At 68.3% G+C, this 12,861-nt stretch carries 10 protein-coding genes and 1 pseudogene; 6 read left to right on the forward strand and 5 right to left on the reverse strand.

Annotated elements, in window-relative coordinates:
- Positions 1-44: 44 nt before the first annotated feature.
- From HNQ70_RS04090 to HNQ70_RS04100, 3 genes are all read right to left on the reverse strand, one after another.
- Positions 45-2,021 carry a hypothetical protein gene (locus HNQ70_RS04090; RefSeq protein WP_183964549.1) on the reverse strand — a complete coding sequence of 659 codons (1,977 nt, stop codon included), beginning with the start codon at positions 2,019-2,021 and terminating at the stop codon, positions 45-47.
- A gap of 171 nt (positions 2,022-2,192) precedes the next feature.
- Positions 2,193-2,657, reverse strand: coding sequence for a copper chaperone PCu(A)C (locus HNQ70_RS04095; protein ID WP_183964551.1), 465 nt, complete (start codon positions 2,655-2,657; stop codon positions 2,193-2,195).
- Positions 2,658-2,698: 41 nt separating this feature from the next.
- Complete coding sequence (locus tag HNQ70_RS04100) at positions 2,699-3,334, reverse strand: putative 2OG-Fe(II) oxygenase (protein WP_183964553.1); 636 nt, start codon at positions 3,332-3,334, stop codon at positions 2,699-2,701.
- Positions 3,335-3,586: 252 nt separating this feature from the next.
- On the opposite strand from HNQ70_RS04100, the gene HNQ70_RS04105 reads away from it, so the two are divergent.
- The 3 genes and pseudogenes from HNQ70_RS04105 to HNQ70_RS04115 all read left to right on the forward strand — a co-directional run bounded on the left by HNQ70_RS04105 (position 3,587) and on the right by HNQ70_RS04115 (position 6,760).
- Positions 3,587-4,618, forward strand: a complete 1,032-nt coding sequence (locus tag HNQ70_RS04105) for an isocitrate/isopropylmalate dehydrogenase family protein (RefSeq protein WP_183964555.1) — start codon at positions 3,587-3,589, stop codon at positions 4,616-4,618.
- Between the two features lie 98 nt (positions 4,619-4,716).
- A pseudogene (locus HNQ70_RS04110) lies at positions 4,717-5,697 on the forward strand (NAD(P)H-dependent flavin oxidoreductase); the annotation flags it as partial.
- A 19-nt stretch (positions 5,698-5,716) separates the two neighbouring features.
- Positions 5,717-6,760: a phosphotransferase family protein gene (locus HNQ70_RS04115; RefSeq protein ID WP_183964559.1), complete on the forward strand. Its 1,044-nt coding sequence runs from the start codon at positions 5,717-5,719 to the stop codon at positions 6,758-6,760.
- 27 nt (positions 6,761-6,787) lie between these two features.
- Here the strand turns inward: HNQ70_RS04115 and HNQ70_RS04120 are convergent, their stop codons facing one another.
- Entirely contained in the window at positions 6,788-9,034 is a 2,247-nt protein-coding gene (locus HNQ70_RS04120) for a TonB-dependent receptor family protein (RefSeq protein WP_183964561.1), read from the reverse strand.
- Positions 9,035-9,235: 201 nt separating this feature from the next.
- Positions 9,236-9,439 (reverse strand): cold-shock protein, encoded by a 204-nt coding sequence (locus tag HNQ70_RS04125; protein WP_183964563.1) that lies wholly within the window; start codon positions 9,437-9,439, stop codon positions 9,236-9,238.
- 248 nt (positions 9,440-9,687) lie between these two features.
- Between HNQ70_RS04125 and clpS the strand changes: the two genes are divergently transcribed.
- The 3 genes from clpS (at position 9,688) to HNQ70_RS04140 (ending at position 12,860) form a co-directional block, all read left to right on the forward strand.
- Positions 9,688-9,996 carry an ATP-dependent Clp protease adapter ClpS gene (gene clpS, locus HNQ70_RS04130; protein WP_183964565.1) on the forward strand — a complete coding sequence of 103 codons (309 nt, stop codon included), beginning with the start codon at positions 9,688-9,690 and terminating at the stop codon, positions 9,994-9,996.
- Complete coding sequence (gene clpA, locus HNQ70_RS04135) at positions 9,993-12,302, forward strand: ATP-dependent Clp protease ATP-binding subunit ClpA (RefSeq protein WP_183964567.1); 2,310 nt, start codon at positions 9,993-9,995, stop codon at positions 12,300-12,302. Before clpS ends, clpA begins: the two co-directional genes overlap by 4 nt.
- 231 nt (positions 12,303-12,533) lie before the next feature.
- Positions 12,534-12,860 (forward strand): c-type cytochrome, encoded by a 327-nt coding sequence (locus tag HNQ70_RS04140; protein WP_183964570.1) that lies wholly within the window; start codon positions 12,534-12,536, stop codon positions 12,858-12,860.
- The last annotated feature ends 1 nt before the right edge of the window (position 12,861 follow it).

The raw sequence follows: 12,861 nt of genomic DNA on the forward strand, positions 1-12,861 counted from the left end.
GCTGCGGGCGCATGCGACGCGCCCGCAGCCGGTCGTCGGGGGGCTTACCTGATGCCGGCCACCACCGTCGAACCCTTCACTTCGATGAAGACCGGGTTGCTGTAGAACCAGAGGTCGGTCCAGGCCTCGACGTCGAAGTCGAGCTTGCGGCCACCGCTCACCGCGGGCAGGTGATCGGGGCAGGCCGCGTCAGCGCAGACGATGTTGTTGGCCAGCGTGTCGATCAGCGGGTTGCCCTGGCTGTCGGTCTCGTTGGGCACCGCGGCCGGCATGTTGGTGCCGCGCAGACGCAGGTACTGCGAGTCCTTCACGCCCTTGATCCGGTAGGACATCCGCTTCCAGCCGCCCGGCAGAGCCTGCCAGTTGGCGTCGTTGAAGGTCGCCATCACGGCGGTGCTGGGGTTGGTCGCGGCCGGCGTGTTGATCTGGCCGGCGTAGCGGGCGGTGTCGGACGGGTCGACGTAGCCGGTCACCTTGCCGCCGATCAGGTCGACGTGGTCCAGCACCGGCTGGTCCAGGGGCTTGCTGATGCCCACCTGCAGCAGCGACGGGTTGGGGAAGCTGTACGGCGACAGGTTCTTGCCTTCCGGGTCGCGCATGATCGCCATCACCATCAGGTCCTGGCCCGGGCTCACCACCAGCTTCTCGCCCTGCTGCGCGCAGTTCGGGTTGAAGAAGCCGGTGCCGGTTTCCGCGGCCTTGGCCACCTGCTGCTCGTGCGGATGCTTGCCCTTGCCCTGCGAATTGCCCTCGACGCGGCAGACCACGAAGGCCATCTTGTCGATCAGGTCGCCGTTCACGTAGTACGCGTTGCCGCTGCGCATGCCGTCGACGATCGCCTGCGGCGTCAGCGCCTTGCCCGCGGTGCGGGTCAGCACGTAGGTCTTGTTGAATTCGCCGGGGTACTGGTCGTTCGTCGTGCGGCGATCGTCCGGGCCGAACATGCCACGGGCGTGGTAGTCGGAGTTGTTGAAGATGAACCAGTTGCGGCCTTCGCCGAGCAGCGCATCCCACACGCCGCCCACCTGGGCTGCGTAGAAGCCCGCGCCGCCGTAGGTGCCGCCGCCCACCGCACCGCTGCCGTAGCTGCGGTTGGCGTTGGCCTGGTGACCCGGGCCGCCTTCCATGCCGAAGGCCACGGTCGGCGCCGCGTTGTTGAAGTTGCGCAGGTGCTCGACGTTGAAGCCGCGGCTGCTGGTCGGGCTGAACGGGCCGGCGCGCTCGACGTGCGCCGCGATGTGATAGCTGGTCCGCGGATGGTTGGCGGCCAGCCACTTCAGCGCCTCGACCGACTTCTCGTGCCCGAGCTGGCCGTTGTTGTGCTCGTTGGCCAGCTTGCGGCCGCGCGGGTCGAGCAGTGCGTTCTTCGCCGTGCTGCCGGGCACCGAGCAGTCCCAGCCCTGGCCACCGCCCCGGCTCAGGTCGTTGTCGGCGCGGTCGAAGCAGTACTCGTACTGCGCCATCGCGGTGGCGTTGCCGGTGCCGATCGCCGGCAGCTGGCCCTCGGTCACTGCCACGTTGATGTGCTCGTGGCCGGGGGCGACGGACTCGAGGCCGATGAAGATCGGCTTCTTCTTGGCGGCAGCCATCTGCTCCAGCACCGGGTACTGGAATTCCTGGATCGACTGCCAGCGGTAGACGTAGCCCTCGGCCGCGCGATCGCCCTTGACCTTGGCGATGCCGATGCTGTTGGCCCAGCTCGTCGCCGGACCCTGGCCCGGGACATGGGGGTTGCTGGCGGGCGTCTCCACCGAAGCGTCGTCGACGAGCAGGCAGTTGCGCGTGCCGCCGCCGCCATGGCCGGCGAGGATGAACCAGTCGAGGCCGTAGGTGTCCACCGACTTGTTGACCAGCTTCTGCACCGAGATCTGGCCGTCGGAACAGGTGGTGTGGTTGTGGAAGTCACCGGTGACGTACCGGCCGGGATCCTGGCCGGCCGCGCTGGCCGTTCCGGCGGCGCCGAGGCCGATGACCGCGGCAGCGGCCAGGCTCACCTCGCGCAGGGGGAAGGAATGCTTCATTGGGTTCTTCTCCGTTCGATGCTTCTGGATGGTCTTTGGACGAGTCTTGTCCCGCGAGGGCCGGCTCTTGGCGGCCGGCCTCACGGGACTAGCGCAGGATGGACATCGTTCGTGAAGGTGCGTTTAAGGTTTGATGACGTTGCGCGGGCGCGAAGTCGATCTCGACCGGCCTCAGTCCGAACCGACCACGAATTCGATTTCGACCGTGCCGGCCTTCTCGAAGACCAGCACCAGCGGATGCTGGCTGCCGAAGGGAAGGTCCTTGCGGATGCCGCGCATCACGAAGTGAGCGCCGTCAGGCTCGAGATCGACGTCGACGCCCCTGGGCAGCGCCACTGCCTTCGCGCGCACCGGGCCGGTCTCGGCCGACGCAGGCGCGCGCAGTTCGATCGCCTCGGCCACCGGAGAGGAGGCCGACAGCAGCCTGTCGTCCGCCTCCACCTGGGCGAAGCGCATGTAGAGGCCCAGCCGCTGCGTGCCGGCGGCGGCCGGATCGGTCCAGGGGTGGATGATCTGGAAGTGCGGGGTGTAGTAGTCGTGCGCGGCCAGGGGCGCCGCCACCGGGGCCAGCGCGAGGGCCGCAGCGGCGTGCCGCAGGAAGACGGCGATGGTGGTGGCGCGGATGCTTCGGTTCATGCTCGTTGCTCTGTCGATGGGTGGATGCGTGATGGGCCAGGTCAGCCGGAGAAACCGATCCGGTAACCCCAGGCGTCCAGCCGTTGCGGGATCGCATTGAAGGCCAGCGTGATCCGGCGCGCGCCGCGGTTCTGCGGCACCTCGTGCAGCAGGCCGCTGGGGAACAGCACCAGGTCGCCGGCGCCGGTCGCCGGCATCACCCACTTGTCGGCGTTGAAGGGCCCGGTCTGGCTGCCGGCATGCGTGTTGCGGAACACGAACGCGTCCTGGCCCAGGGGCCGCACGAAGGTCGTGTTCGAGTCCGGGTGGCTGGGCGTCAGGTACAGCACGCCCGAGACGAAGCTGTTGGCGTGGTTGTGCAGCGCCTGGTGCCCGCCGGGCTCCAGCACGTTGAACCACATCTCCTTGACCAGCCAGGGCAGGCGCTCGCCGAACAGCAGCTCGCCGAACTCCGCGATGCGCGTGCCGACCAGCGCCGACACCTGGGACAGTTGCAGATCCTGGTCGGGAGACACGGTCCCGGTATGGGAGAGCCGCTCCGACTGGTGGTTCGCGAGGCTGGCCGCATCGGCGAAGCGCGTCACCAGCGCGGCGACCAGGTCCGGGTCGAGCAGTCGCTCGGCATGCAGTACGGGAGTGGGGAACAGGCCGACGACTCGGCTGGGGACAGGGCTCATGTGGGTGGCGCTCATTTGAGCGCGCACGGTCGCACAGCCTTGTTACCGGGGCGTGTCGGCCGCGCTGTTGGCCACCCGCCTGGCCGCCCCCCGCTGGTCAGACCACGGCAGGCATCGGATAAACTCGTAGCCGTTCCGAAATCCGCGTTTTCTCCGCTGCACCGGCGCTCGCCCTGGCGCTGCCCGGTCCGGATGTCCGGCGCCTGCGGGGGTTTCGGCGAGCCTACACTCCAACCGAAAGGTGCCTGATCCATGAGCCCGCGCATCCCCGCCACCCTGATCGCCGGCGACGGCATCGGCCCCGAAATCGTCGATGCTACCGTGGCGGTGCTCGACGCGCTGGGCGCGCCCTTCGACTGGGACCGCCAGATCGCGGGCCTGGAGGGGGTCCGGATCGCCAACGACCCTCTGCCCGAGCTCACGCTGGAGAGCATCCGGCGCACGCGGCTGGCGCTTAAGGGGCCGCTGGAGACGCCGTCGGGCGCCGGCTACCGCTCGTCGAACGTGCGCCTGCGCGAGGCCTTCCAGCTCTACGCGAACGTGCGGCCGGCGCGCACGCTGATCCCCGGCGGCCGCTACGAGAACGTCGACCTGGTCGTGGTCCGCGAGAACCTCGAGGGGCTGTACATCGGGCATGAGCACTACATCCCGATCGACGGCGACCCGCACGCGGTGGCGATGGCCAGCGGCGTGAACACCCGCAAGGGCAGCCGCCGCATCCTCGAGTACGCGTTCGAGTACGCGATCGCCGCCGGCCGCCGCAAGGTGACCATCGTGCACAAGGCCAACATCATGAAGGCGCTGACCGGCATCTTTCTCGAGACGGGCCAGCAGCTCTGGGAAGAGAAGTACAAGGACCACATCGCGCTGGACACCGTGATCATCGACGCCTGCGCGATGAAGCTGGTGCTGAACCCGCAGCAGTTCGACGTGCTGGTCACCACCAACCTGTTCGGCGACATCCTCTCCGACCTGGTGGCGGGACTCGTCGGCGGGCTGGGCATGGCTCCCGGCGCGAACATCGGCGCCGACGCGGCGATTTTCGAGGCGGTGCACGGCTCCGCGCCGGACATCGCCGGCAAGGGCATCGCCAACCCCACCGCGATCCTGCTCGCGGCCGCGCTGATGCTCGACCACGTCGGGCGCCACGATCTCGGCGACCGGCTGCGCCGCGCGATCGACGAGACGCTGAACCTGGACAAGGTACGCACCGGCGACCTCGGCGGCAGCGCGAACACGAAGCAGTTCACCCAGGCGCTGATCGCGCGGGTCGCCACCGGCTGAGGGGGCTTCGGCCCCGTTTCCGTTTTTGCAGCGCCGCCGGCCCCGCCGGCGCGCCCCGACCTTAGACTGCGGCGCTTCCTCCCCATCCACAGGAACCCGCAATGAAGACCCGCGTCACCGATCTCATCGGCACCCGTTATCCGATCATTCAGGGCGGCATGCAGTGGGTGGGCCGCGCCGAGCTCGCCTCGGCGGTTTCCAACGCCGGCGGCCTGGGCATCCTCACCGCGCTGACCCAGCCGACTCCCGAAGACCTGGCCCGGGAGATCGCCCGCTGCCGCGAGATGACCGACAAGCCCTTCGGCGTGAACATGACCATCCTGCCGACCGCCAACCCGCCTCCGTACGAGGCCTACCTCGACGTGGTGCTCGACAGCGGCATCAAGGTGCTCGAGACCGCGGGCAACAACCCGAAGGAGTTCATCGCCAAGGCCAAGGCGGCCGGCGTGAAAATCATCCACAAGTGCACCGCGGTTCGCCATGCGCTGTCCGCCGAGCGCAACGGGGTCGACGCCATCTCGATCGACGGCTTCGAGGCTGCGGGCCACCCGGGCGAGGACGACGTCGGCGGCCTGGTGCTGTTCGCGATCGCGGCGCGCAAGCTGAAGATCCCGGTGATCGGCTCGGGCGGCATCGCCGACGGCCGCGGCATGGCGGCGGCGCTGGCGCTGGGCTGCGAGGGCATCAACATGGGAACGCGCTTCTGCGCCACCGTCGAGGCGCCGATCCACCAGAACATCAAGCAGGCGATGGTCGAGCGCGGCGAGCGCGACACCAACCTGATCTTCCGCACGCTGCGCAACACCGGGCGCGTGATGAAGAACGCGGTGTCCGAGGAAGTGGTGGCGATGGAGCGGCGGCCCGGCGGCGTCGAGTTCAAGGACATCCATGCGCTGGTGGCCGGCGCGCGCGGCCGCGCGGCGCTCGAGGGCGGCGACCCGGACGGCGGCCTGGTGTGGGCCAGCCAGGTGCTGGGCCTGATCGACGACATCCCCACCTGCGCCGAGCTGATCGAGCGCATCATGGCCGACTGCCGCGCGCACCTGCAGCGCTCGATCGGCTGGGTCGGCGCGGCCTGAGCCGGCAGCCGAGGCAATGATGAGCACCACGACCGGCGCGCCGGTGACCGACTTCGCTCCCGCCGTCCTGGAGCGCTTCCTGAAGGGCCGCATCGACGGCCTGCAGGGCGCGATGCGCCTGGAGCGCATCGGCGGCGGGCAATCCAATCCCACCTTCTTCGTCGAGTTCGACAACCGGCGCATGGTGATGCGCAAGAAGCCGGCGGGCGTGCTGCTGCCCTCAGCGCATGCGGTCGACCGCGAGTTCCGCATCATGCAGGCGCTGCAGTCGGCCGACGTGCCGGTGCCGCGCACCGTGCTCTACAGCGACGACGAATCGGTGGTCGGCACGCCCTTCTACCTGATGGACCGCATCGAGGGCCGCGTGCTCACCGACCTGGCGCTGCCCGGCTTCGAGCCGGCGCAGCGGCGCGCGCTGCTGCTGTCGATGGCCGAGACGCTGGCCAGGCTGCATCGCGTCGACTGGGCCGCAGCGGGACTTGACGACTTCGGCCGGCCCGGCGATTACTTCGAGCGCCAGATCGGGCGCTGGACCAGGCAGTGGGCGCTGTCGAAGCTGGCCGAGAACCCGGACATCGACTTCCTGATCGACTGGCTGGCGCGCAACAAGCCGGCGAGCACGCTGTGCACGATCGCCCATGGCGACTTCAAGCTCGGCAACCTGATCACCCATCCCACCGAGCCGCGCATCGTCGGCGTGCTCGACTGGGAGCTGTCGACGCTGGGCCATCCGCTGGCCGACGTCGCGTTCAGCGCCATGCCCTGGTACACCGTGCCGGGCCCGGTCTTCAACGGCATCCACGGCCTGGACCTGGCGGCAATGGGCATCCCGTCCGAGGACGAGTACTTCGCGCACTACGCTGCCTGCGGCGGCGCGCAGGAGCCGGTCACGGTCTTCCACAAGGCCTTCTCGCTGTTCCGCCTGTCGGTGATCATCGAGGGGATCGCGAAGCGGGCCCGCACCGGCACGGCGGCTTCGGCCGATGCGCTGAGGGTCGGTGCGCGGGCCTCGGCCTTCGCTCGGCGCGCAGTGGAAATGATCGAGGAGGCCGGCGGCCGCTGAAGGGGGAGGCAAGCCGGCGCAGCGGACTCAGAAGCGTGCCCGCACCCCCACGCCCACGTAGCGCGCCGGATTGCCGCGGGCCCCGTCGGCGCCGCGGTGCGTGATCCGCCGCTCGTCGAACAGGTTCTCCACCCGTGCGTACAGGTCGAGCGAGGGGCTCACGCGCAGCGAGGCAGCCAGGTCCACGGTGAACAGGCTTTGCGTGCGCAGGAAGCGGGTGTCGACGCCTTCGCGGTCGCAGGTGGTGGTCACGCAGGCGCCGTCGCTGTAGTTGAACGAGGCGTAGGCGTTCCAGCCCGCTCCGCTCTCGGCCCCCAGCTGAAGCGAGGCCACGTGCTTCGGCGTGTAGTCCAGCGCGTCGCCCTTCAGCACGCCGTTGGCGACGTCGGAGTCGCGCGTGTACTTCCCGTCGGTGTAGGTGTAGGCCAGGCGCGCCGGGAAGCTCACGCTGCCCATGCGTCCAAGCTCGGCGAAGGCGCCGAACTCCAGGCCGTAGACGTCCTTCGAGCCGGTCTGCTCCGTGCCTTCGGTCACGCCCCCGGGGCAGGGGTTGGCCACCAGGCAATTGCGCAGCGCATTGCTGAAGTCGCTGTGGAAGGCGATCGCATCGAATCCGCCGCGCTCGCCGCGCCAGCGCACTCCGGCCTCGAGGTTCAAGCTCTCCTCGCCGCGGGTTCCGCGCGAGGCGGACGACCCGGGCGGCGCGAAGCCCTGGTGCACCCCGGCCAGCAGCGTCCAGCGGTCTGACAGCGCGTAGTTCGCGCCCAGGCCGAGCGTCGTCTCGTTCAGGCGGTTGCTGTTGCCGTCGGTGCGCGGTTGCGCGACGTTGGCGCGCGTCTCGATCCGCTCGTGCCGCAGCAGGGGCAGCAGCTTCAGGCGGCCCAGGTCGATCCTGTCGCCGATCCAGAAGGACAGCGCCTTGGCTTCCCCGTCGGTGGCGGATGCGTCCGCGAAGCGATCGAAGACCAGGCTGCCGTTGACCTGGCGGTAGTAGGTGAAGGGACTGGCACTGCGCGTCTCGTCCCGGTGCGCGCGAACGCCCGCGATCAGTTCGTGCCGCACCTTGCCGGTGGAGAAGCCGCGCAGCAGCTCGGCCTGCACCCCGGTGCTGGTGAAGTCCTGGTTGTTATTGTTGTAGCGCACGCCGTTGGCGTGGGTGGTGTCGGCGGTGCCGTCCAGGATTCCCTGGAGCAGGGCGCCATTGGCGAGTCCGTTGTTCACCGCCCAGGTCACCCCGGTGCCGCCGATGCCCACGCCGTTGACCTGGCCCAGCCGGGTGTAGTGGCGATAGGTGTCGCTCCAGTAGGCGGTGGTGGTCACCAGGGTGTCGGCGTCCAGCGCGATCTGGTGGCGCAGGCTGGCCGACTTGCGGCCGCGGTTCATCCGTTCGAGTTCGCTCAGCCCGTAGCGGCGGTCCGGGTTGCGGCGGAAGTCGGCGTCGGTCAGCCCCAGGTAGCTGACGTCGGCCGTCTCGTCGCCGTCGAACAGCTTCAGGTCGACCTGCTGGGCATGACGGGCCTCGGGGGCGCTGCGCCAGCGCAGTTTCACCAGGTACTCCGACGCATCGCTGCCCGCGGTGCGGTTCGAGCGGTCGATCCGCTGGAAGCCGTCGGTGTCGCGCTGCCAGGTCTCCACCAGCACGCCCCACTGCCCGTAGGTGCCGCCGGCCCAGCCGTGCAGCTTGCGGGTGTCCTGGCTGCCGAGCTCCAGGTTCAGGTAGCCGGCGGGCTTCGCCGGGATCGGGGTGGACAGCAGGTTGATCGCGCCCGAGGTCGTCTGCGGGCCGTACAGCAGCACCTCCGGCCCCTTCAGCACCTCGATGCTGCTCATCCGGCCGACGGTAGGGAAGTAGTAGGCCGAGGGATTTGCGTAAGGCGCCATCGCGGCGGGAACGCCGTCTTCCATGATCGAGACCCGGTCGCTGCGCCCGGACGAGGAGGCGCGGATGCCGATGCGCGGGAAGGTACCCAGCCCGTCCTCCTCGCGCAGGTACACGCCGGGGACGCTGCGCAGGATGCTGTGCACGTTGCTCGCCTGGAACTTGGCGAGCTCTCGCTCGGTGAGGACGTAGGCCGAGCCCGGCGAGCTCTGGGGGTCCTCCGGGCGGGCGACGATGCGGACTTCGCCGAGCGTGGCGCTGGGGGCCGTGGCATCGGCGCCGCCGGCCGGCGCGGCCTGCTGGGCGAGTGCGAGGACCGGAGCGAGGCAGGCCAGCGCGCAGCTCAGCGCGAGGGCGGCGGATCGAGGGGCGGGACGGGCGTTGGTTCGGATCATCTCGTTTCGGTTACGGGTTTGGAGGAGGAGACGTCGGCCGCAACCGTAACCAAGACGTAAGCAAATGTAAAGGCGAATGAGAACGATTACCAACACAACTTCGAATCGCGCACCCTGGCCTGCAGCCGGACGCCGAAAACGAAAACGCCGGGCAAGCGCCCGGCGTTCTCGATAAGATCGCCGCCCTAGGCGGCGACCGTCTTACTGCGGCTGGATATTGGACGCCTGCTTGCCCTTCGGGCCCGTCACCACATCGAACAGCACCTTTTGCCCTTCCTGCAGGCTCTTGAAGCCGTTCCCCTGGATCGCGGAGAAGTGCGCGAACAGGTCCTCACCGCCGTCGTCCGGCGTGATGAACCCAAAACCCTTTGCGTCGTTGAACCACTTGACGGTACCCGTTGCCATGACTGACTTCCTTTCTTGTAGACCGATGCGTGCGGCACACTGGAAAAGTGCCTCGACCGCCCCGATATCGGATTCAGCGTGGAACGCAGGCGGCGCCGACCGAGGGTTTCAACCCTAAGGCACGCAGGGATTCTTTTTCAATGCAGAGTGCTTGTCAAGGTTGGCGTACGTGATGTGGCGCACCAACGGGCGTGACCGGGCGGTCACTGCTCCTTGCAGTGCCGCACTGACTCGTTAGAATGGGCTTCATGGCGACCAAGCACGATCCCTCCACGGTAGTGGAGCGGCAGGAATCGCGGCTTAAACCGCCGCCGATGTATCAGGTTCTGCTGCTGAACGATGACTTCACCCCGATGGAGTTCGTGGTCAGCGTGCTGCAGAAGTTCTTCGGAATGGGCCGGGAGAAGGCCACGCAGGTGATGTTGACGGTGCACCGCGAAGGTCGTGGCGTCTGTGGTGTATACCCGAGGGACGTTGCTGCGACCAAGGTTGAACAGGTTTGCAGTTATTCACGCGAGCACCAGCACCCGCTGCAGTGCGTGATGGAGGAAGTATGATCGCGCAGGAACTTGAAGTCAGTCTTCACATGGCCTTCGTCGAGGCCCGCCAGCAGCGCCACGAGTTCATCACCGTGGAGCATCTGCTGCTTGCCCTGCTCGACAACCCGTCCGCGGCGGAAGTGCTGCGTGCGTGTGCGGCCAACATCGACGATCTCCGCAAGAGCCTCACCGGCTTCATCAAGGAGAACACGCCGGTAGTGCCGGGCACCGAGGAAATCGACACCCAGCCCACGCTGGGCTTCCAGCGGGTGATCCAGCGGGCGATCATGCATGTGCAGTCCACCTCCAACGGCAAGAAGGAGGTCACGGGCGCCAACGTGCTGGTGGCCATCTTCGGCGAGAAGGATTCGCACGCGGTGTACTACCTGCACCAGCAGGGAATCACGCGCCTGGATGTCGTCAACTACATCTCGCACGGCATCACCAAGAATCCGCAGCCCAAGGAGCAGCAGAAGGACGAGCCGGCCGAGGCCGAACAGGATGGCGGCGCGAACGGCCAGCAGAGCGCGCTCGACCAGTTCACGCAGAACCTGAACGTCGCCGCGCGCGAAGGCCGCATCGACCCGCTGATCGGCCGCGAGCACGAGGTGGAGCGCGTCATCCAGGTGCTGTGCCGCCGCCGCAAGAACAATCCGCTGCTGGTCGGCGAGGCCGGCGTCGGCAAGACCGCCATCGCCGAGGGGCTGGCCTGGCGCATCACCCAGGGCGAGGTGCCCGAAGTGCTTGCCGATGCCACCGTCTACTCGCTCGACATGGGCGCGCTGCTGGCCGGCACCAAGTACCGCGGCGACTTCGAACAGCGCCTGAAGACCGTGCTCAAGCAGCTCAAGGCCGCCCAGCACGCCATTCTCTTCATCGACGAGATCCACACGCTGATCGGCGCAGGCTCGGCCTCGGGCGGCACGCTCGACGCCTCCAACCTGCTCAAGCCGGCGCTGTCGTCGGGCACGCTCAAGTGCATCGGCGCCACCACCTACAACGAGTACCGGGGCATCTTCGAGAAAGACCACGCCCTGTCGCGGCGCTTCCAGAAGATCGACGTCAACGAGCCTTCGGTGGAGCAGACCGTGCAGATCCTGCGCGGCCTGAAGTCCCGCTTCGAGGAGCACCACGGCGTCAAGTACTCGGCGTCGGCGCTGTCGGCTGCCGCCGAGCTGTCGGCGAAGTTCATCAACGACCGCCACCTGCCCGACAAGGCGATCGACGTGATCGACGAGGCGGGCGCGGCCCAGCGCATCCTGCCCAAGAGCAAGCAGAAGAAGGTCATCGGCAAGGGCGAGATCGAGGACATCGTCTCCAAGATCGCGCGCATCCCGCCGGCCTCGGTGTCCTCCGACGACCGCAGCAAGCTGCAGACCCTCGACCGCGACCTGAAGGCCACGGTGTTCGGCCAGGAGCCGGCGATCGACGCGCTCGCAGCGGCCATCAAGATGTCGCGCTCCGGTCTCGGCAAACCCGACAAGCCGATCGGCGCCTTCCTGTTCTCCGGCCCCACCGGCGTCGGCAAGACCGAGGTCGCCAAGCAGCTGGCCTTCATTCTCGGCATCGAGCTCATCCGCTTCGACATGTCCGAGTACATGGAGCGGCACGCGGTCTCGCGCCTGATCGGTGCGCCCCCGGGCTATGTCGGCTTCGACCAGGGTGGCCTGCTCACCGAGGCCATCGCCAAGAAGCCGCACGCGGTGCTGCTGCTCGACGAGATCGAGAAGGCCCACCCGGACATCTTCAACATCCTGCTGCAGGTGATGGACCACGGCACCCTCACCGACAACAACGGGCGCAAGGCCGACTTCCGCAACGTGATCATCATCATGACCACCAACGCGGGCGCGGCCGAGCTCCAGCGGCGCGGCATCGGCTTCTCGGACAACCGCCAGGCGGGCGACGAGATGATCGAGATCAAGCGGATGTTCACGCCGGAGTTCCGCAACCGCCTTGACTCCATCATCAGCTTCCGCGCGCTCGACGAGGACATCATCCTGCGCGTGGTGGACAAGTTCCTGATGCAGCTCGAGGAGCAGCTGCACGAGAAGAAGGTGGAGGTGATCTTCACCGAGGCCCTGCGCGCGATGCTCTCCAAGAAGGGCTTCGACCCGCTGATGGGCGCCCGGCCGATGCAACGGCTCATCCAGGACACCATCCGCAAGGCGCTCGCCGACGAACTGCTGTTCGGCAAGCTGGTGGGCGGGGGCAGGGTGACGGTCGACCTCGACGAGGCCGGCGAGGTGGTGCTGTCCTACAGCGACGAGCCGCCGGCCGCGCCGGGCGAGGGCGAGGAGCGCGTGGCGGTGCTGCCGGCCTGAGCGGCAGCGCGCAGGCGCATCGTCGCCGCGGCCTCGACGGGCTGCGGTGACACCGGGGGGCGGCGCGAGCCGCCCTTTGTTTCGTCTGGAGCTCGCGCGCGGTTCGTCGTTCGGCGTCGCCGCGATGTCGGCTGATATGCTTATCGCGCCAGATCAGGATCTGGTTCGCCCGAGCGGCCGCACCTATGATCGGCTGCCCGGTGATTCCGCCCGACAGGAGGACAAGACGACATGAAGAAGATCTCGCGAGCGGCTGCCCCGGCAGCCGCTCTTGCCGCAGCCCTGCTCTTCGGAGCGCCGCCCGCTCAGGCTCAGGAGAATGAGCCCGGCCGCTACCTCGCTGCCACCTGCGCCAACTGCCACGGCACCGACGGCCGCTCCGCCGGCGGCGGCGGCATGCCCGGCATCGCGGGGCTGTCGCGCACCTACATGATCGAGCAGATGAGCGCGTTCCGCAGCGGCGCGCGCCAGGGGACGATCATGCACCAGCTCGCCAAGGGCTACACCGACGAGCAGATCGCGCTGATGGCCGATTTCTTCTCGAAGCAGAAGAAGTGAA

Source organism: Quisquiliibacterium transsilvanicum (assembly GCF_014202215.1).
Classification (GTDB): Bacteria; Pseudomonadota; Gammaproteobacteria; order Burkholderiales; family Burkholderiaceae_E; genus Quisquiliibacterium; species Quisquiliibacterium transsilvanicum.

What these genes read in the sequence shown, in the direction of transcription:
- HNQ70_RS04120 (WP_183964561.1), bottom strand. Translation starts at nt 9,034, where the DNA reads ATGATCCGAACCAACGCCCGTCCCGCCCCTCGATCCGCCGCCCTCGCG.
- HNQ70_RS04095 (WP_183964551.1), bottom strand. Translation starts at nt 2,657, where the DNA reads ATGAACCGAAGCATCCGCGCCACCACCATCGCCGTCTTCCTGCGGCAC.
- clpS (WP_183964565.1), top strand. Translation starts at nt 9,688, where the DNA reads ATGGCGACCAAGCACGATCCCTCCACGGTAGTGGAGCGGCAGGAATCG.
- HNQ70_RS04100 (WP_183964553.1), bottom strand. Translation starts at nt 3,334, where the DNA reads ATGAGCCCTGTCCCCAGCCGAGTCGTCGGCCTGTTCCCCACTCCCGTA.
- HNQ70_RS04090 (WP_183964549.1), bottom strand. Translation starts at nt 2,021, where the DNA reads ATGAAGCATTCCTTCCCCCTGCGCGAGGTGAGCCTGGCCGCTGCCGCG.
- HNQ70_RS04105 (WP_183964555.1), top strand. Translation starts at nt 3,587, where the DNA reads ATGAGCCCGCGCATCCCCGCCACCCTGATCGCCGGCGACGGCATCGGC.
- clpA (WP_183964567.1), top strand. Translation starts at nt 9,993, where the DNA reads ATGATCGCGCAGGAACTTGAAGTCAGTCTTCACATGGCCTTCGTCGAG.
- HNQ70_RS04140 (WP_183964570.1), top strand. Translation starts at nt 12,534, where the DNA reads ATGAAGAAGATCTCGCGAGCGGCTGCCCCGGCAGCCGCTCTTGCCGCA.
- HNQ70_RS04125 (WP_183964563.1), bottom strand. Translation starts at nt 9,439, where the DNA reads ATGGCAACGGGTACCGTCAAGTGGTTCAACGACGCAAAGGGTTTTGGG.
- HNQ70_RS04115 (WP_183964559.1), top strand. Translation starts at nt 5,717, where the DNA reads ATGAGCACCACGACCGGCGCGCCGGTGACCGACTTCGCTCCCGCCGTC.